The 16,797-nt window shown below is 62.6% G+C and carries 18 protein-coding genes and 1 pseudogene; 8 read left to right on the top strand and 11 right to left on the bottom strand.

The genetic code is table 11. The annotated features are described in order from the left end of the window. Positions 1–80: 80 nt before the first annotated feature. Together F0Q04_RS24245 and F0Q04_RS24250 are read left to right on the top strand one after the other, a co-directional pair. Positions 81–128, top strand: a pseudogene (locus F0Q04_RS24245) (hypothetical protein); the annotation flags it as partial. 451 nt (positions 129–579) lie between these two features. Then, positions 580–888, top strand: a complete 309-nt coding sequence (locus F0Q04_RS24250; protein ID WP_332839225.1) for a DMT family transporter — start codon at positions 580–582, stop codon at positions 886–888. Positions 889–899: 11 nt separating this feature from the next. Here the strand turns inward: F0Q04_RS24250 and F0Q04_RS11590 are convergent, their stop codons facing one another. Next, positions 900–1,352 carry a hypothetical protein gene (locus F0Q04_RS11590; RefSeq protein ID WP_133248192.1) on the bottom strand — a complete coding sequence of 151 codons (453 nt, stop codon included), beginning with the start codon at positions 1,350–1,352 and terminating at the stop codon, positions 900–902. Positions 1,353–1,665: 313 nt separating this feature from the next. On the opposite strand from F0Q04_RS11590, the gene F0Q04_RS11595 reads away from it, so the two are divergent. The 3 genes from F0Q04_RS11595 to F0Q04_RS11605 all read left to right on the top strand — a co-directional run bounded on the left by F0Q04_RS11595 (position 1,666) and on the right by F0Q04_RS11605 (position 3,573). Next, the gene (locus F0Q04_RS11595) at positions 1,666–1,893 is read left to right on the top strand and encodes a hypothetical protein (RefSeq protein WP_116926964.1); all 228 of its coding nucleotides are present in this window, start codon (positions 1,666–1,668) and stop codon (positions 1,891–1,893) included. A gap of 1,238 nt (positions 1,894–3,131) precedes the next feature. Then, entirely contained in the window at positions 3,132–3,305 is a 174-nt protein-coding gene (locus F0Q04_RS11600; protein ID WP_165841217.1) for a hypothetical protein, read from the top strand. A gap of 67 nt (positions 3,306–3,372) precedes the next feature. Continuing rightward, positions 3,373–3,573 carry a hypothetical protein gene (locus tag F0Q04_RS11605; protein WP_133248190.1) on the top strand — a complete coding sequence of 67 codons (201 nt, stop codon included), beginning with the start codon at positions 3,373–3,375 and terminating at the stop codon, positions 3,571–3,573. Between the two features lie 209 nt (positions 3,574–3,782). Here F0Q04_RS11605 and F0Q04_RS11610 read toward each other — a convergent pair whose 3' ends face one another. Continuing rightward, positions 3,783–4,745, bottom strand: coding sequence for a DMT family transporter (locus F0Q04_RS11610; RefSeq protein ID WP_232539617.1), 963 nt, complete (start codon positions 4,743–4,745; stop codon positions 3,783–3,785). Positions 4,746–4,854: 109 nt separating this feature from the next. Here F0Q04_RS11610 and F0Q04_RS11615 point away from each other — a divergent pair, with 109 nt between their 5' ends. Further along, positions 4,855–5,802: a LysR family transcriptional regulator gene (locus tag F0Q04_RS11615; RefSeq protein ID WP_182345495.1), complete on the top strand. Its 948-nt coding sequence runs from the start codon at positions 4,855–4,857 to the stop codon at positions 5,800–5,802. An 87-nt stretch (positions 5,803–5,889) separates the two neighbouring features. Here the strand turns inward: F0Q04_RS11615 and F0Q04_RS11620 are convergent, their stop codons facing one another. After that, positions 5,890–6,822: a LysR family transcriptional regulator gene (locus F0Q04_RS11620; RefSeq protein WP_116926961.1), complete on the bottom strand. Its 933-nt coding sequence runs from the start codon at positions 6,820–6,822 to the stop codon at positions 5,890–5,892. Between the two features lie 144 nt (positions 6,823–6,966). Between F0Q04_RS11620 and F0Q04_RS11625 the strand changes: the two genes are divergently transcribed. Continuing rightward, positions 6,967–8,172 (top strand): serine hydrolase domain-containing protein, encoded by a 1,206-nt coding sequence (locus F0Q04_RS11625; RefSeq protein WP_182345496.1) that lies wholly within the window; start codon positions 6,967–6,969, stop codon positions 8,170–8,172. A 98-nt stretch (positions 8,173–8,270) separates the two neighbouring features. Here the strand turns inward: F0Q04_RS11625 and F0Q04_RS24325 are convergent, their stop codons facing one another. The 7 genes from F0Q04_RS24325 to F0Q04_RS11660 form a co-directional block, all read right to left on the bottom strand. Further along, positions 8,271–8,639, bottom strand: a complete 369-nt coding sequence (locus tag F0Q04_RS24325) for a GNAT family N-acetyltransferase (RefSeq protein WP_182345497.1) — start codon at positions 8,637–8,639, stop codon at positions 8,271–8,273. A 143-nt stretch (positions 8,640–8,782) separates the two neighbouring features. After that, complete coding sequence (locus F0Q04_RS11635; RefSeq protein ID WP_182345498.1) at positions 8,783–9,190, bottom strand: GFA family protein; 408 nt, start codon at positions 9,188–9,190, stop codon at positions 8,783–8,785. Positions 9,191–9,296: 106 nt separating this feature from the next. Then, entirely contained in the window at positions 9,297–9,593 is a 297-nt protein-coding gene (locus F0Q04_RS11640) for a cupin domain-containing protein (protein WP_116926957.1), read from the bottom strand. A 223-nt stretch (positions 9,594–9,816) separates the two neighbouring features. Beyond that, positions 9,817–11,229, bottom strand: coding sequence for an Nramp family divalent metal transporter (locus F0Q04_RS11645; protein ID WP_116926956.1), 1,413 nt, complete (start codon positions 11,227–11,229; stop codon positions 9,817–9,819). Between the two features lie 8 nt (positions 11,230–11,237). After that, positions 11,238–11,453 carry a hypothetical protein gene (locus F0Q04_RS11650; protein WP_116926955.1) on the bottom strand — a complete coding sequence of 72 codons (216 nt, stop codon included), beginning with the start codon at positions 11,451–11,453 and terminating at the stop codon, positions 11,238–11,240. A gap of 84 nt (positions 11,454–11,537) precedes the next feature. After that, positions 11,538–12,509, bottom strand: coding sequence for a ferritin-like domain-containing protein (locus tag F0Q04_RS11655; RefSeq protein ID WP_116926954.1), 972 nt, complete (start codon positions 12,507–12,509; stop codon positions 11,538–11,540). A 422-nt stretch (positions 12,510–12,931) separates the two neighbouring features. Beyond that, entirely contained in the window at positions 12,932–13,843 is a 912-nt protein-coding gene (locus F0Q04_RS11660) for a LysR substrate-binding domain-containing protein (RefSeq protein ID WP_182345499.1), read from the bottom strand. A gap of 111 nt (positions 13,844–13,954) precedes the next feature. On the opposite strand from F0Q04_RS11660, the gene F0Q04_RS11665 reads away from it, so the two are divergent. After that, complete coding sequence (locus F0Q04_RS11665; protein ID WP_182345500.1) at positions 13,955–15,298, top strand: SGNH/GDSL hydrolase family protein; 1,344 nt, start codon at positions 13,955–13,957, stop codon at positions 15,296–15,298. 91 nt (positions 15,299–15,389) lie between these two features. Here F0Q04_RS11665 and chrA read toward each other — a convergent pair whose 3' ends face one another. Next, positions 15,390–16,748, bottom strand: coding sequence for a chromate efflux transporter (gene chrA / locus F0Q04_RS11670; RefSeq protein WP_182345501.1), 1,359 nt, complete (start codon positions 16,746–16,748; stop codon positions 15,390–15,392). Positions 16,749–16,797: the final 49 nt, after the last annotated feature.

A 16,797-nucleotide genomic window follows, 5' to 3' on the forward strand; every position in this document is an offset into this window, starting at 1 on the left:
CGCAGGGCAAGGCCCTGGGCGGCGTGCTGCCCTTTGTGCTGGGCAGTGCGATCTTGGGCAGCATCGGCATCTTTGTACACATGGCCCAGGCCGGGGCTCTGACGGCGACCTGGTTCCGCTGTGCCTTCGGGCTTCTGGGGCTGACGGCCTGGCTGCTGTGGCGCCGGCAGCTGCATGTTCTGCGGCTGGCACCCAGCACGGCGGCCTGGGTGCTGCTGGCCAGCGCCTTGATGGTGCTGGGCTGGGTGCTGTTCTTCGCGGCGATGGAGCGCATCTCCGCCGGGGTAGCGGTGGTGCTGTTCCATATGCAGCCGATGTGGGTGTTGGTGCTTGGCGCGCTGTGCCTGGGCGAGCGGCCGGGCAGGCACAGGGTGGCCGCAGTCGCGCTGGCTATGCTCGGGCTGGTGCTGGCCACCGGCGTTTTGCAGCAGGCCGCATCGCAGCAGGGCGCCCAGCCGCAGTACTGGTGGGGCGTGGGCATGTGCTTGCTGGGCGCATTGTTGACTGCTGAGGTCACCGTCATCGCGCGGCGCCTGCGTGCCATGCCGGCCGGTGTGCTGGCCTGGTGGCAATGCGCTGTTGGCAGCGCCGTGCTGTGCGCCCGCCACGCAAGGCTGGCCGGCCTGGGGTGCCGCTTGGGGCTGGTTGGCTGCCCTGGGGCTGGTGCATACCGCCGCCGCCTATGCCTTGATCTACATCGGCATGGCCCGGCTACCGACGGGGCGCATTGCAGTGCTGCAGTTTGTCTACCCGGCGATCGCGATCGTGGTGGACTGGCAGTATTTTGGCCACAGGTTGGGGGCGCTGCAGATAGCTGGTGTGGTGGTGATGGGGCTGGCCATTGGGTATGCCGAGCGCCGGGCCTCTGGCAAAACAAGCCCATCTTGAGGCGTGGATCACTAGTGGCGTTTGTTCTTCCAGGCCAGGAGGGCGAGGCCCAGCCAGGTCAAGACCAAAGGGATAGAAGCCCAGACCAGGGGATGCGACTTGCTGAAAATCGCATACAACGCTGCACCCAGCAGCGCGCTCAGCAACACATGGAGTTGCGGCCGGTTGCGTGCCAATTTGGCCACGACATAGCCCGAGAGCACGGGCGTGAACAACAGGAACAGCGCGAGGAGAAAAAGCGGGGCGAATCCATAGAGGGCGGTATCGGGCAACAACGCGGCCAGTAGCGCAAATGTGATGTTTTGCAGCAGCAGCGTGACTGCGCCATAACTCACGGCGAATGCAATCAGAATCGCTTTCAGGTCAATATTGAAGAGCATCTCGCTACCGTAGTGGTGTTTTAGGTGGGCCTTGCCTTTGTTCCATGCCATCGAGGGCTGAGACTTGAAGCGCATCGACAGCATTCTGGCGTCTCCTCGGGCTTGTCTGGAGCGCTGAGTTGCTTGCCCACTACGGTGTGCGATAAATTTCTTGTCAAGAGCGTGGCGAGCGCCACATCGAGGATGCAAGGCAGCCGAAGCCTGTCCCCTTGTGAGGAGGGGCAGCCGCCGCTCTGCCCACTGCCTCCTGTCCTGACCTTACTGGCGTTTGCGGCGGCCCAGACCTGCCAAGCCGGGCGATGGCCAGCGTCCCGCTCAGTGCCAGAACACTCCACTGGCCAAGGGTGGGTACCGCAGTAGGGCTGGCTACCGGAGGCGAGACAAAGCTCAGCTTGACTTGACCGGCACCACCATCAAAGCCGATGCCCACCCGGCTGCCGCCGCCGCCACCGCCTGGCGCGCCGCCGGCCGCTTCTTCATTCCCGCCCTTGCCACCATCTGCCACGGCGATGCCGCCGACCAAGCCGACACCGGGCAGACCATTGGCCGCCGAGCCTGCAGAGCCGCCGCCGCCCCCGCCTTCCACCGTGGGTGTGGGCGCGCCAGCCGCGCCTGCGCCGCCTGAGAAACCGGTCAATCCAGAACCACTGCAAGCTGCTCCGCCTGCGCCACCGGTTGAGCCTGTAGCGCCATCGCCCCCTGCGGCGGTGATGGAGCCGCCCGTCCAGCTCACCGTCGATGCGGTACCCGCTGTGCCATCGAGGCCGCCACCAGTGCCACCCGTTCCAGTGCTGATCGTCAGCTCTGTGCAGCGGCCAAACTGAAGCTGCCCTTGCAGTAGGCGCTACCGCCCCCGCCGCCGCCGCCATCGATGCCGATATCGCCGCCTCCCGATCCACCCCCGCCGCCCCAGACTTCGATTACGACCGAGCTTGACCAGCCGGTACGCTGCAATTGGCCGTATTGACGCCGCTGACGCAATCAGCCGACCAAGCGGGCGTTGCCACAAGCCCTCCCACCAGCAGACAAGTGGCGTAGGCCATATTTTTGGATAGCAAGCTCACACACTTTCTCAAAAAATAAATGCGGAAACGCCACTTATATTGCAAAGCAAAGAGAATAAAAGCATAAAAATGCATATTTTTTGCATTGCTGCTGTAACCAGCATCTCAGTTTGGATAATTCCACTCAAATGGCTATCCTGAATTTAATCAAATGAAGCGCATCGGGGATAAAACGGTTTCCAGCGCGTAAGTGATTTTTTATGATGAATCTCCTGTGTCGTGGTAGATGCGGTTGATGTGGTATTTGATGCGGGTCAATAATTGCCAATAATGCAGCGATGGCTATAAAGTCAGCGGGGTGGCATTGCAGCGGGTGCAGCTGTATTTTTCTCAAGGATGGCGAGCGGATTGCACAAGCCCGCGTTCAGACCATGGCCAGGTGCATCGAATGCCTGGTTATGTGAGAGCTGGGCGCAGATGCGAGTCCATGGACGATTTCGTGAGATCACATAGCAGCGTTTTATGCAGTTAGCGCTCTTGGGTCCAACGCCAAACTGGGCATTTTCAACGGTGATTACCGCCTTCCAGTCAGCCGTCTTTTGTCGGGCATGGAGCGGCGAGAAATCCAAGTGAGACAAGCCGAAAAGAAATCTCCTCCGTCCAGACCATGGCGGGCTCGGACTGTTGGGCTGCCTGCGTCCGGCAGAGATTTTGGGGTTGCGCGGTTTAAGGTCATTAAAAGGAGTACCGTGGGGTGAGGCAATCCTTCCTGATGTACCCTCACGAGACCGGGGGGCCGCATGTTCCCATGCTCAGCCCGCCTGCCAGCATCGGCGCTTGCCTTTTTACAGGAGTAGGGATGGAGACGTTTTACGACATCTATCTGGGCCGACTGGGCGCCAGAAACACGCGGCGGGTGGCCAAGAATCAGACCACGGCACAGGTTGATATCTGGAAATCCAAAGGCTATCGCCTGCAGGCCGAGCGGCGTGTGGCAGAGCGCTTGCACGAAATCTATTTCATCTCAGCATGAAGACAGGGGCGATGAGATGCCCGCGAGGCGTACTCTCTACCCCCGCACTGAACAGGATCAACGGGTCATGAAACTCAACCTAAAGGCCAAGCCCTCCAAGATGACGGATATCCAGAAATCACGGCTGGAGACGGAGCGCATTTCCTACTCGGAAGATGCGCCTCCTGCCCGCCAGACCTGGAAGGAGCGGGCGGCCTATGACGGCGACGAGCTGTCCTACCGGGGCCAGGTCAAAAAGACCTTGATTACCCTCAAAAGCCATGGATGAATCGGCTGCGCTGCCGATGGGGCTGGTGGAGTGAACGGCCAACTATATGGACCCGGCGGTACCCACCAGTCTCTGCAAAACTCTTGCTCCGTAAGCTGGCAGCGGATGGGGATGGGGCCAAAGGCGTCGTTTGAGAGCGAGCCTGAATTATTGCCAGCGAAGACAGTGCGGCGGATCGGACGAATCTGGATTCAACCCCAAGCAGGCATCTATGTGGATCGTTCTCCGCCCCGCAGATCCTGCCAGCGAAAGCCCAGCACCGCCGCCACAATCAAGCCCATGCCCCACCATTGGAGCGTGCTGGGGTGGGCACCAAACCAAAGCAAGTCCACGGCCAGGGCCACTGCCGGGTAGATAAAGCTCAGGATCGCAATGGCGGCTGGGCCCAGGCGCTGAAAGGCGCCATACATCAGTCCGTACATCAGCGCGGTGTGCAGCAGGCCCAAGACCAGCACGCAGACAAGCGTCTTGACCGATGGCAGGTGGGCGCTGGGCCCCACCATCTGCACCAGCTGCGGTGCAGACCACACCGCCAGCGCAGCGCCCCCCACCAGCATCTGCACCATCGCAATTTGCGCCGGTGCAATGCCCTGGACGCGCCGCGTGCTGACCACTGTCACGGTGTAGAGGGCGGCGGCCAGCAGCGCCAGCACAATGCCCCAGACCGGCGCGCTCGCCTGCGCGGCGATGGTGGCAGCGGCCTCGCTGCCCAGCCCACTGCTCAGCACCACGCCCGCCAGTGCCAGCAGCATCCACAGCAGCTTGCGCCTGCCCATGGCCTCGCCCCCTAAGGCGGCGGCCAGCACCAGCATAAAAGGCTGCACATGGTAGACCACCGTGGCAATGGCGATGCCCACATAGGCATAGGCGTGGAACAGCATCACCCAGTTGGCCACCAAAGCCAGGCCGCCGATCAGCATCGCCGTCCAGGCCCGCCGGTCCGGTCGCACCCAGGCCCGCTGCCACCATAGCCACAGGCCCAGGCCCAGTGCACCGAGCAAACAGCGCAGCAGCACCACGCGCTCCACCGGCAAACCGCTCTCGATGACGGCCAGGCCAATCGTCCCCGACAAGACCATCGCGGCGACCATGCGCCAGGTGCCGCCGCTGCTGTGGCTGTTGGTGGGGTTCGCTGCCGCTTGGGGCATGGCTGCTGCGCTGGAGGCGTTCATGGCGGTATCTCGCTGGATTCAATGGCTCCGATGGTCATGCAAACGCAATCATTAAACAATATGGCTTTGATTCAATTTATTATTGTCTTCAAATCAACACTGAGATGCCATGACCCCCGATACCCTCCCGCTTGCCGATATGCAGGTCTTTGTCCAGGTTGTCGCCCAGCACAGCTTTGCGGGCGCGGCGCGGCAGTTGCACCTCACCACCGGCGCTGTCAGCCGCAGCGTCGGCCGGCTGGAATCGGCACTGGGCGTCAAGCTGCTGCACCGCACGACGCGGTCCCTGTCGCTGACCGAGGTGGGGGCGGCCGTGCATGCCGATTGCCTGCTGATGCTGCACAGCGCCGAGCAGGCGGTATCGCGTGCGACGGCCCACCGCCAGCAGCCGCAGGGCATCTTGCGCATCAACGCCCCCTTGGTGTTTGGCGATTGGTGGCTGGCACCGCTGCTGCCCGGCTTTTGCGCGCGCTTTCCCGAGGTGCAGGTGCAACTGAGCATGAGCGACACCATGGCCGACCTGACCGCCGAAGGGCTGGATCTGGCGATCCGCATCACTGCAGCCGATGCGCTACCGCCCGCCATGGTGGCCCGGCCGCTGCAGCGCGTGGGCTATGTCCTGGTGGCGCATCCCGCTTATCTGCAATCCCGGCAGGCGATCAACCAACCACAGGATCTGCTCGCCCACCCCTGCATGAGCCTGGGCTACGGCCCCTTCCAAAACCTGGTGGAGCTGGTGCCAGCCGATGCGCCCAATACTGTTGCCACCAAGCTGCGGCTGAACACCCCCATCACCATTGCCAGCAGCCAGGGCTTGCTCAATGCGCTGCAGCATGGCGCTGCCTCTGGCATCGCGCTGATGGCCGACTTTGTCGCGCGCAGCCATCTTGCCAACGGCAGCCTGGTGCAGGTGCTGCCCGGCTGGCAGCTGGCGGGCAGCTACGCCCCGCGCATGGCCTACGCCTTGCATGCCCCCGGGCCGCACATACCGCCCAAACTGCGTGCGATGCTGGACTATTTGCAGAGCAGGGCTGCGTCCGCCTACGTATCCGTATAAGCACAGTGCATCAGCATCGGCATGGGCATGGGCATGGGCATGGGCAGGCGAGGGCGATCGGGGAAAGGTCGCGCAGCGCATCAGCGATCAAGCGCGCCGTTTGCCTGCCCCGCCGGGCTGCGTTTTCGTGTCCGCAGCCGCAAACATCCGCTCGCAAAGATAGTCCACCAGCGCCCTGACCTTGGGCGATGCATGCCGGCCCGCAGGCCACAGAATGTGGAACACCCCCGTGCGCTCGGCCAGCCCGGGCATGACCTGCACCAGCCTGCCATCGGCCAGCGCGTCGCCGATGGCAAAGTCCGGAAGGCAGGCGATGCCGCGCCCCTGCAACGCAAAGCAGGCGCGGGTTTCGATATTGTTGCAGACCATGGACACCGGCAGGTTGACGGGCTCGCCATCGTCCGCGGCGGGAAGCGGCCAGGCCTCCAGCTTGCCGCTGTACGGCCAGCGGAAATGCATGCAGCGGTGAGAGGCCAGGTCTTGCACCTTCTGGGGGGTGCCGTGGGCGGCCAGGTAGCCTGGCGACGCCACCAGCAGCATCTTGAAATGGCCAAGCTTGCGGGCCACCAGGCGCGAATCGGCAGGCTCGCCCGTGCGCACCACGGCATCAAAGCCTTCTTCCACCACATCCACCAAGCGGTCAGAAAAATCCAGGTCCAGCTGGATATCGGGGTAGTCGCGCATGAAATCGGCCAACACCGGCAGCACCAAGGTGCTCACCAAGGGCAGGCTCACGCGCAGCCGCCCCCGGGGCGCCGATGAGGCCTGCGACAGCTCCGTTTGCGCCGCCTCGATCTCCGCCAGGATGCGCCTGCTGCGCTCGAGCAGCAGCAGGCCTTCGGCCGTTGGCGTAATGCTGCGCGTGCTGCGGTGGAAAAGGCGCACGCCCAGCTTGTCTTCCAGCCGCGCCACACTCTTGCCCACGGCCGAGGCAGAAATACCCAGCAGCCGGCCCGCTGCCGTAAAGCTGCGCGTCTCTGCCACCTGCACAAACACCGTAAATGCGTTGAGGCTATCCATGTGTTCTCACCTGCGTTTCTGGCCCGTATAGCCTGGGTTCATTGCGGACATAAATGTCATGAAAGTATGGAACTCTATCCTGGTTTTTCTGAGATCGCAGGCTGCCTAAGCTAATGGCTGTGTTCCAACCAAGGTAGCGATGCTATGGATTTTTCAGTTTCTGGCGCACCCGGCAGTGGTGTGCCGCAGGTAGTTGTTGGCTTGGCTGGGCCGTGGGCGCCGGTTGCCGAGGTGTTGCATAGGGCCCTGGCCGAGCAGCGCCTAGTGGGCGCCGTGGTGCTGGTCTACCAGCATGGTCAGGCGCTGTGCCGCATCGCAGCAGGCTGGGCAGACCGGGAGGCGCGCACCGCGATGGCCGAGAACACCGTGTTTCGCTGGGCCTCCGTCAGCAAGCCCGTCCTCAGTGCCGCCGTGATGCGGTTGGTAGCAGATGGGCGCCTGGGCTTGGACGAGCCCATCACCACCTGGCTGCCGGCCTTCCGTCCCCGCTTGCCCGATGGGCGCGAGACGTGCATCAGCCTGCGCCAGCTGCTGAGCCACACCGCTGGCCTGGGCTACCGCTTTTTTGAGGCAGACGACCAAGGGCCCTATGCCCAAGCTGGTGTGTCCGATGGCATGGATGCCAGCGGCATCGATCTGCAGGAGAACCTGCGCCGCATCGCCAGCGTGCCGCTGCTCTACGAGCCCGGCACCGGCTGGGGCTACTCCTTGGCGGTGGATGTGCTGGGCGCCCTGGTCGAAGCGGTGTGCAACACCCGCTTGCCGCTGGCAGTGGAAGCACTGGTCACGCAGCCCTTGGGCATGGCCGATGCCGGCTTTGTCTGCCGCGATGCCGCGCGCCTGGCAACGCCCTATGTCAACGGCGGCCCCGTGCCACACCGCTTGCAGGAAGGCGAGGTGGTTGCCCCCTTCGACGGTACGGTGGGCATCCGCTACAGCCCATCCCGCGCTTTGGATGCGGGCGCCTTTCCCTCCGGGGGCGCCGGCATGGTTGGCACAGCGGATGATGTGCTGTGCCTACTGGAAGCATTGCGCACTGGCCAAGATGGCTGGCTGCCGGAGCACCTGATCGCCGAGATGGCACGCGACCAAACCCAGGGGCGAGATCTGGCGGCCGGCCCGGGATTGGGGTTTGGTTTGGGTTTCTCGGTGCTGCGCGATCCTGAGCTGGCGCAGTCGCCGGAATCGCTTGGCACCTGGCGCTGGGGTGGCGCTTACGGCCATGCTTGGTGGGTGGACCGGCCCCTAGGGCTGACGGTGGTGGGGCTGACGAATACCTTGTACGAGGGGATGTCGGGGCGGTTTGTGACGGAATTGCGGGATGCGGTGTATCGGGGCATCGCGCGGTGACTGCCAAGTACTTCGCTCGGGACGAGATGCGGAACCATTTGTCAGGGATGTACCAGCTTTGGGCCAAGGTCCATCAAAGAAATGTCAGACGCAGACAGCTACACCGGGACTGCGTTAAGAGATGCGTTGACGGTGAAGGTGGAATGGTTTGACCGCAACTGGGCATGCTGCCGAAGTGCACGAGCGATACCCTGGCCTTGGGCGTCCGCCGTCACAAAAAGATGGAAGACATGCGACCCATCGCGTAGCGCCACAACGCCACATATTCCCGCAGCGTCCTCGGCGACGTAGTGCTTGAATGGAGAGGACCCGATCCGCTCAGCGTAGGCGGAAGAAGTGAGTCCGGCCTTAAAAGGCCGGGTCTCCCCAGAAGCCGGATCAGAGAGGAAGTGGTGCGCCAAGCCGGTGACAAGGTGGCTGGCCGAATCTGCATCGGATGCTGTTGCTTGACGAATGGCGAAATGCATGGATGCGTAGGGCTCTCAACGGACGCGGACTCTCGCAGGGACTGACGTTCAGTGGACCCATGTGCTGGCTGTCTGCCGCATATGCCGCTGATCCGGTCGGCACACATGCTCCTCGTCGCCACTCTGCCACAAAAACCATTGCATCAGGGTTGACCGTCGTGCGTTTCGCTCACCCCTGCAAGCGCCACCCAGGCTCTCCGTCGCTTTGTCCATATCTCTCGCTGTGGGGGTCCTAGCGCATCGCATTGTTGAAGGACGCCGGTACGCAGAGAGTAGGCCTGCGGATTTTCCACGGCGCAGGCATACAGCGGGCTGCCACAGTTTTCACAGAATGCAAGATTGCGCTTGTTTCCGCTGGCCGTTGTCTTGACGAAGGTGCGCGGCATGCCCTTGGTCAGTCTGAAGCTGGCCGCAGGGGCGGAGATATTGGCTCTGAAGGCAGAGCCTGAGTGCGTTTGGCAATCGAGGCAATGGCAGATGGTCATGCTGCCTGGCTGCACTTCTGCCTCAAATTCAATGGCGCCGCATAGGCACCGGCCTTCTACTTTCATGCTGATCCTTTTTGGGGAAGCGCCGCCAGAGCGGCGTCGATAGGTCGGTTGGGGATGGGGATGACCCAGCTTTTGCAGCGCTGCTCATTACCTCAGGTCCCGTAGTTCAGAGGTCCACAATCACCAGGCTGCCCTGGCTGCCGGCTAAAACCGCATGAGGAATGCCTGCCTCGGCAATGTACATCTGACCGGCTTCCACGCACAGGGCCTGGCCTGCTACCTCCAGCATCATCTGGCCGCTCACGACCAGCAATGCCTCGTCGTAGTCATGCACTTCCTCGCCATAAGGCATCTGGTCCATCCGCACGAGTTTGATGTTGGTCGATCCCACGGTGCCAAGCACGGTGGAGTTCCACGCAGCAGGCAGACCATTGGCGATGGCATCGAGGTCAAATAAGGACATGCTTTTCTACTTCACAGTTTGGATCGCACTGCGGTGCGCACCTCAGCACAATTGCAAGCGCGACGGGCGATCCACAGGCATGAACTGTAGCTGAATGCCTGCATCGTGCCGTACTAGCTATCATGTCGTTAGCAGCCTATATGGGGCTGACAGCAGCCGCCGATGCAGGCTGCGCTGTCTCCTGCCTTCCCCCTCACAGCCTGGGCACCAGGCTCGATACGGTTCATATCGCCGTCGCGAAAAACAGCCTTTGCAGCATCCACAGGTTCAGCGACACCACGACGGCGGCGCAACTCCACAACAGGATGGCCATAGGCCTGCCAAAAGTCAGCGCTCCCAGTGCGTGACGGCGGGTGGTGAACATTAACAGCGGCACAATGGCAAAGGGCAGCTGCATGCTGAGGACCACCTGGCTGAACACCAGCAACGCCGTGGCGCCTTCGCTGCCATACCAGGCAGTGGCGATGACGGCGGGCACGATGGCGATAAGCCGGGTCAGCAGCGCCCGCATCGAGGGCGACAGGCGAATCTGCAAAAAGCCTTCCATCACGATCTGGCCCGCCAGGGTGCCCGTCACTGAAGAGCTCAGGCCCGAGGCGAGCAGGGCGGTGCCAAACACTGCGCTGGCAATGCCGACGCCCAAGACAGGCGACAGCAAATGGTAGGCGTCTGACAGCTCGGTCACGGGTGGTGTGCCCGGGCGATTAAAAGCGCCTGCCGCCACGACCAGGATGGCGGCGTTGACAAACAGCGCCAAACCCAATGCGACGGTCGAGTCGATGGTGGCAAAGCGGATCGCCTGGCGTGTGCCTTCCAGCGTCTTGCTGTGTTCACGCGTCTGCACGATGGCCGAGTGCAGGTACAGGTTGTGCGGCATCACAGTTGCGCCGACGATGCCGACGGCCAGGTAGAGCATCTCCGGATTGGTGACGATCTCGGAGCGCGGAATGAACCCGGACAGCACGGTGGCCAGCGGTGGATGCAGCCACACCAGCTGGGCACCGAAGCAAATGCCGATCAAGGCCACCAGCCCGATGACGACCGATTCCAGCGCGCGAAACCCCCGGCTTTGCAGCGCAAGAATCAGCATCACATCGACCACGGTGATGCACACGCCCGCGATCAGTGGCAGGCCAAACAACAGGTTCAGGCCGATGGCCATGCCCAACACCTCTGCCAGGTTGCAGGCCACGATGGCGATCTCGCAAAAGAACCACAGCATGAGGTTGATGCGTGGCGCAAATTGTTCGCGGCAGGCCTGCGCCAGGTCGCGGCCGCTGGCCAGGCCCAGGCGCACAGCAGCCGCCTGGAACAGCATCGCCATCAAATTGGAGGCAAAGATGACCGCGAGCAAGGAGTAGCCGAACTGCGAACCGCCCGCAATCGAGGTGGCCCAGTTGCCAGGGTCCATATACCCGACCGCCACCAAATAACCGGGCCCGGCAAATGCCAGCATGCGCCGTGCATTGGCCGAACGGCCAGTGCCGCGCGGCACCGCAATGCTGCGGTGAACCTGCGGCAGGCTGGGATCGCCTAGCTTCCCATTGTCTGGGTCAATGGCGCCACAGCGCTCTGGCTTTGGCTCGGGCGCTGGATTGCGCAAGGGGTTTTGTGTGGTGAAGGTGGGCGGCGGCATGGACGCTCTTATCTGGCCGTTGGTGCCTGGTGCGGCGCGGTGGAGGGGGGTGTTGCCGCCGTGTCCCCATTGCTGAGAATTGCCAGCAGATCACCGGTGACGATGGCGGCACCGGCCAATACGATCAAGCTCCCCACACAACGGCGCGCCAACATGCCGGGTTTGAGGCGCCGCGTCTTGCTGGGGGCGCCTGCTTCAAAGGATTGAGGAAAAAAGGACTTCATCGCAACTCCTTCGCAGAGATACCACGGTCTCGGGCCCGCCTGGTAGAAATCCTGCCCCAGAGCGGGGCAGGATGTTGCTACGAGTTAAGCAAAGGCTGAGCTCATCACTAACGCACCATTCACACCGGCTGGGAAGAAGCCGCCCTTGGTGGCAGAGTCCTTGGTCAGGTAGACGATGTTCAGCACATCACCTGGCGAGCGGCTGTAGGCAATGCCGTCAGCATCCAGGGGCACGATATTGGAGGTGCTGTCATCCCCCGTAATGCCCTGGTCCACATCGGAGGAGCCATCGAGGCTATCGCGCGCATCGGAGATGGCGCCGGCTGCCGAGCGCAGCGCGGGGGTGGCGAGGCCCTTGGCATAGAGCACCGTGCGCACCAGACCTGCATGGTAGGCCTCGGCAGACAGAATGCCGGCAGCAGCTTCCAGGTAGGTCTTGTTGGTGATCAGCGGCGATGCGCCCTTGTAGGCCGTTACGCCCACGTCCTCGAAGATAAAGGCGCCCAGCAAAAAGTTCTCGTCACTGGCATAGGGATCGAAAGCCACGCCCGCACCCACCAGACCGGCAGCGCGCGCTGCCACCGAGAAGGCCCCATTCGGGTCCGTGCCGCCAATGTCGATCTGCGGCTGCGCCACTGCGGCCGAGCCCAGGGCCTTGCGCAAAAAGGCCACGTGGGCCACCTCGTCCTGGGCGATCTCCTTGGCGTACTGCGCTACCAGCGGATCCTTGAACGCCACCGCCCGCCCGCCGGTGATGCCCCCCTGCGTGCCGGTGCCCGACTGCATATTGGCGGGCAGCCCCGTGCCAAACACTGCGTAGTGGTAGAACTGCGATTCCAGATATTCCAGGTTCAGCGCAAAGTTCAGGATCTCCACATCGGTCGGGCCGTTGTTCTGGGCATTGGCATCACTGCCGCCACCCCCGCAAGCCGTCAAAATGGCCCCACCCGCCATACCTGCTGCCACGCCTCCCGTCTTTCTGAAGAATTGACGCCGGTCTTCCAATTTCCTGGCCCGCTGTTGCAATACACCTATCAACACTGATTCGTCAGACATGTGATTTCCTTTCGAGTTGCGCTTAACGCGCCTACCTACACAGGAATGCGCCGTCGTTAGACAGCACACGGTGCAGCAAGAAGCAGCTCAGCACAAAAGCCTGGTCAGTGGAGACTGATGACGTCGGCTCTTGCTACTTGCGCTGTACGCAGCAGTAGGCGAGGTGGATTCACAAATTTTGGGTCTTTACAATTCGGCGCTTCTTTCTAATTCGCCGAGACGAATTGAGGATCACCATTTGCGGACTGCTGGGTTCAGATGGATGAGGCACAAACATCGGCTGCGCTTGCCGGTGCTGGTACTGACGAATGCTTGCCTGAACGACAATAGCGCACTGTTGCAGCTCTGGACGGGCTACACCGCGAGCCGATCGTTGACCGCTGTTAGGAATTTCCTAACTCCTTTTTGGCCCCGGGTCTGCCTCAATGCTTGTCGAGATCAACCGTCTGGACCAGAAAGTCAAGAAAAGCGCGCACGCGCAGCGGCAGATAGCCGCCTTGTCCGACATAGACGGCGTGTACCTCTTCGATATCGCCCGGATTGCAGTGTTCGAGAACCGGCAGCAGGCGTCCAGCGGCCAAGTCCTCGCGTACCTGGAAGGCGGCCAGGCGCGCCAAACCCAGCCCCGCCAGCGCCAACTGGCGCAAGGCTTCGCCGTCACTGGCCTGCGCATTGCCATTGATTGGAAGGACGGCATCTTCACCGGCATGCCGCAGCGGCCAGCCGGGTTGCGCCCGTGCATAGTTTGCTCCCAGGCGGTTGTGGTGCTCCAGTTCCTGCGGCGTGGTTGGCATGTCATGGCGGGCCAGATAGCTGGGCGCTCCCACAATCAGCATGCGTGTGCCGCCCAACTTCCGCGCCACCAGGTTGGAATCCTTCATCGGCCCGGCACGCACGGCTACATCGGTACGCTGCTCCAGGATGTCGATCACCTCATCGGTCAATACGATATCCAGCGTCACGTCGGGATGGGACGCCAGAAATGCAGGCGCAAGCGGCAGCAGAAAATGGTGGCCGAAGGGTACGTTGGCATTGACGCGCAGCCGACCGCGCGGCGCAGTGTGCGTACTGGCGCAGTGCTCTGCTTCTTCCAGATCGGCCAGGATACGTACCCCGCGCTCGTAGAAGACGCAGCCTTCGGGCGTGAGTTGGAGCTGCCTGGTAGACCGGTTCACCAGTCTAGTGCCCAGACGCTGTTCCAGGCGAGCTACCAACTTGCTGACCGCAGACGGCGTCATGCCAACGGCGCGCGCAGCGGCGGAGAAGCCCCCTGATTCAATCACGCGCACGAACACCTCCAGTTCGCCGGACCGATTGACTTCCAGACGCGCCATGCGGTCCTCCTTGTTGAGATCAATTCACAAATGATGTTCTTGCGGCCAGTCTATTCCAATCTGATCTTTGAATTCATCATCTGTTCTTCCAAGGACTTTGAATTCACTGATATGAAAAGACTGACTGTGCCGCTTGCAAGCGCTGGAGCCGCTGCGATGCTGGCGTTGACCCTCACGCCAGGCGCCGTGCCTATCACGCCTGCGCGGGCCGCGGATGCTGCTACCGGCAACGGCTGGGTGGCCACCTGGCAGGCCAGCCCCCAGCCCGTGTGGGGCACGGATTTTCTGTTTCCGACCCACCTTCCGGCCGCGTTGCATGCGCAAACCGTGCGCCAGGTGGCACGCATCAGCCTGGGGGGCGAGCGCTTGCGCATCGTGCTGTCCAACGCCTACGGCAAGCAGCCGCTCTTTGTGGGCAAGGCGACGGTGGCCCGTTTTCGGGAAGCCAGCGCAGCTGGCGCGGTCACCGATGGCAGCCTGCGGGCCGTCAGTTTTGGCGGCCAGGAGGGCGTGACGATCCCGCCAGGGGCATCCTGGGTCAGTGATCCGGTGGCACTCCCGGTGCCCGCGCTGTCTCAGGTGGCGGTGAGCCTGTACCTGCCCCAGGCCACGCCGATCAGCACGTTCCACTGGGATGGCCGCCAGACGGGCTGGATCGTGTCTGGCGATCAAACTCAGGCGACCAGCCTACAGATCGCCGATCCCGACAGGCAAAGCACCACGGCCCGACCGTTGCTGACGGGGATCGCGGTGGAGACCGGGCCCGCCGCGCGCGCTGTGGCAGTGATTGGTGATTCCATCACCGATGGCGCAGCAGCCACCTTGAACAAGGACAGCCGCTGGCCGGACTTTCTGGCTGCCCGGCTGGCGCCGCATGGCGTGGCTGTGGTCAATGCGGGTATCTCAGGGGCCAGGTTGTTGTCTGATGGCATGGGCGCCAATGCGCTGGCGCGGTTGGAGCGTGATGTACTGGCGCAACTGGGGGTGCGAAGCGTCATTGTGCTGCTGGGTATCAACGACATAGCCTGGCCCGGTACCGCATTTGCAAAGCATGCAGAGCCGCCCACCCTGGCTTCCCTGACGGCGGGCTACCGCCAATTGATTGCGCAAGCGCACAGCCGGGGCATTCGCGTTCTAGGCGCCACACTGACGCCATTCGAGGGCGCATTGCCCGGCACGCCGCTCGCCGATTACTACCAACCCGGCAAGGACGCGCTGCGCGCACAGGTGAACGACTGGATCCGCCACAGCGGAGCCTTTGATGCCGTCATCGATTTTGATGCGGCGCTGCGCGATCCAGCGAAGCCGGCACGCATCGCCTCGCGATTCGACTCGGGAGACCATTTGCACCCCGGCGATGCAGGCCATAGAGCCATGGCGGAGGCCGTTGCGCTCGATGCCCTCCTACCGGGCCTGGAGTCAAAGGCCGCTGGTGCGTTGCCACAGGCGCGCTAGCCATCGCTATGCGTTGTCGTCCGTTGCTCAGGCCCCGCTGCTGCGCCTGGCGATGGCCATGCCGACCCAGGCCTGCATGCGGTGGGGACAGTCAGAGCAACAGCCGCACCAATAAACCGGCAAAGCCCGCAGCCACAATCACATACACCACATTGACCCGGTAGCGAAGCAAGGCAATGGCCGCTGCCAGCCCTATGGCAATGGATGCCCCATCCAGGTTTCCTGCGAAGCCCTGGGGCCACATCACATGGTAGGCAAAGAAGACAGCCAGATTCACGATGACACCGACAACGGCTGCGGTGATGCCTACCAATGGCGCGGTGAACTTCAGGTTGCCGTGGGTGGACTCGATGAACGGGCCGCCCAGCAATATGAAAAGGAACGAGGGCAGAAAGGTGAAGAACGTGACCACCACGGCCGACACCACGCCCGCCAGCAGCAGCGAATCCGCGCCGAAGACGGCCTTGGTCCAACCCCCGACAAAAGCCACGAAGGACACCACCATGATGAGCGGGCCAGGGGTGGTCTCACCCAAGGCCAACCCGTCCATCATTTGGGGCGCGGTCAACCAGTGGAAGTTATCCACGGCTCCTTGGTAGACGTAAGGCAGCACCGCATAGGCGCCTCCAAAGGTCATCAGCGCTGCCTTGGTGAAGAACCAGCCCATTTGCACCAACACGGAATCCCGCCCAAACAGTGCCGCAAACAGGGCCATGGCGCCAGCCCACAGTGCCAGGCACACCAGCGCCACGGACCAGAATCTCCGCCAGGAAAATCGGGCATGCGGCGGCGTGGGGGTGTTGTCGTCTATCAGTGCATGTCCTCCATGCCGAACTGCGGCGCCTGGGCCATGGCTGGCGCCACCAAAGGCCTCCGGCTGGACCTTGCCGCCAAGGTAGCCGACGGCAGCTGCCACCACCACAATGAGCGGAAACGGAACATTCAGCGCGAAGATGGCCATGAACGCAGCGGCCGCAATGCCCCAATGCCAGCGGTTCTTGAGTGAACGGGACCCCACGCGGTAGGCGGCCTGGGCCACCAGCGCCGTCACTGCCGGCTTTATGCCATAGAAGAAACCTGCAATGACGGGCATGTCACCATGGGCCATATACAGCCACGCCAGCGCAATGATGAGAAAGAGTGACGGCAGAACAAAAAGAATGCCGGCCAGGACACCACCCCAGGTCCGGTGCAGCAACCAACCCAGATAGGTGGCCAGCTGCTGCGCTTCCGGTCCGGGCAGCAGCATGCAATAGTTGAGGGCGTGCAGAAAGCGCTTTTCGGAGATCCACCGGAGGCGGTCAACCAACTCCTCATGCATGAGGGCGATTTGACCGGCAGGGCCACCAAAGCTGATGAACCCCAGCTTCAGCCAGAAGCGTAAAGCTTCAGACAGCGACAGAGACGTAGGTGCAACGGGGTCCGTTGATCTGGGCAAACCGGTGTCCATAAAAACTCCATAGAGAATACCCAGCACTTGGACGGGACACCGTCTACCC

This window comes from Comamonas koreensis (genome assembly GCF_014076495.1).
In the GTDB taxonomy this organism is placed as follows: Bacteria; Pseudomonadota; Gammaproteobacteria; order Burkholderiales; family Burkholderiaceae_C; genus Comamonas; species Comamonas squillarum.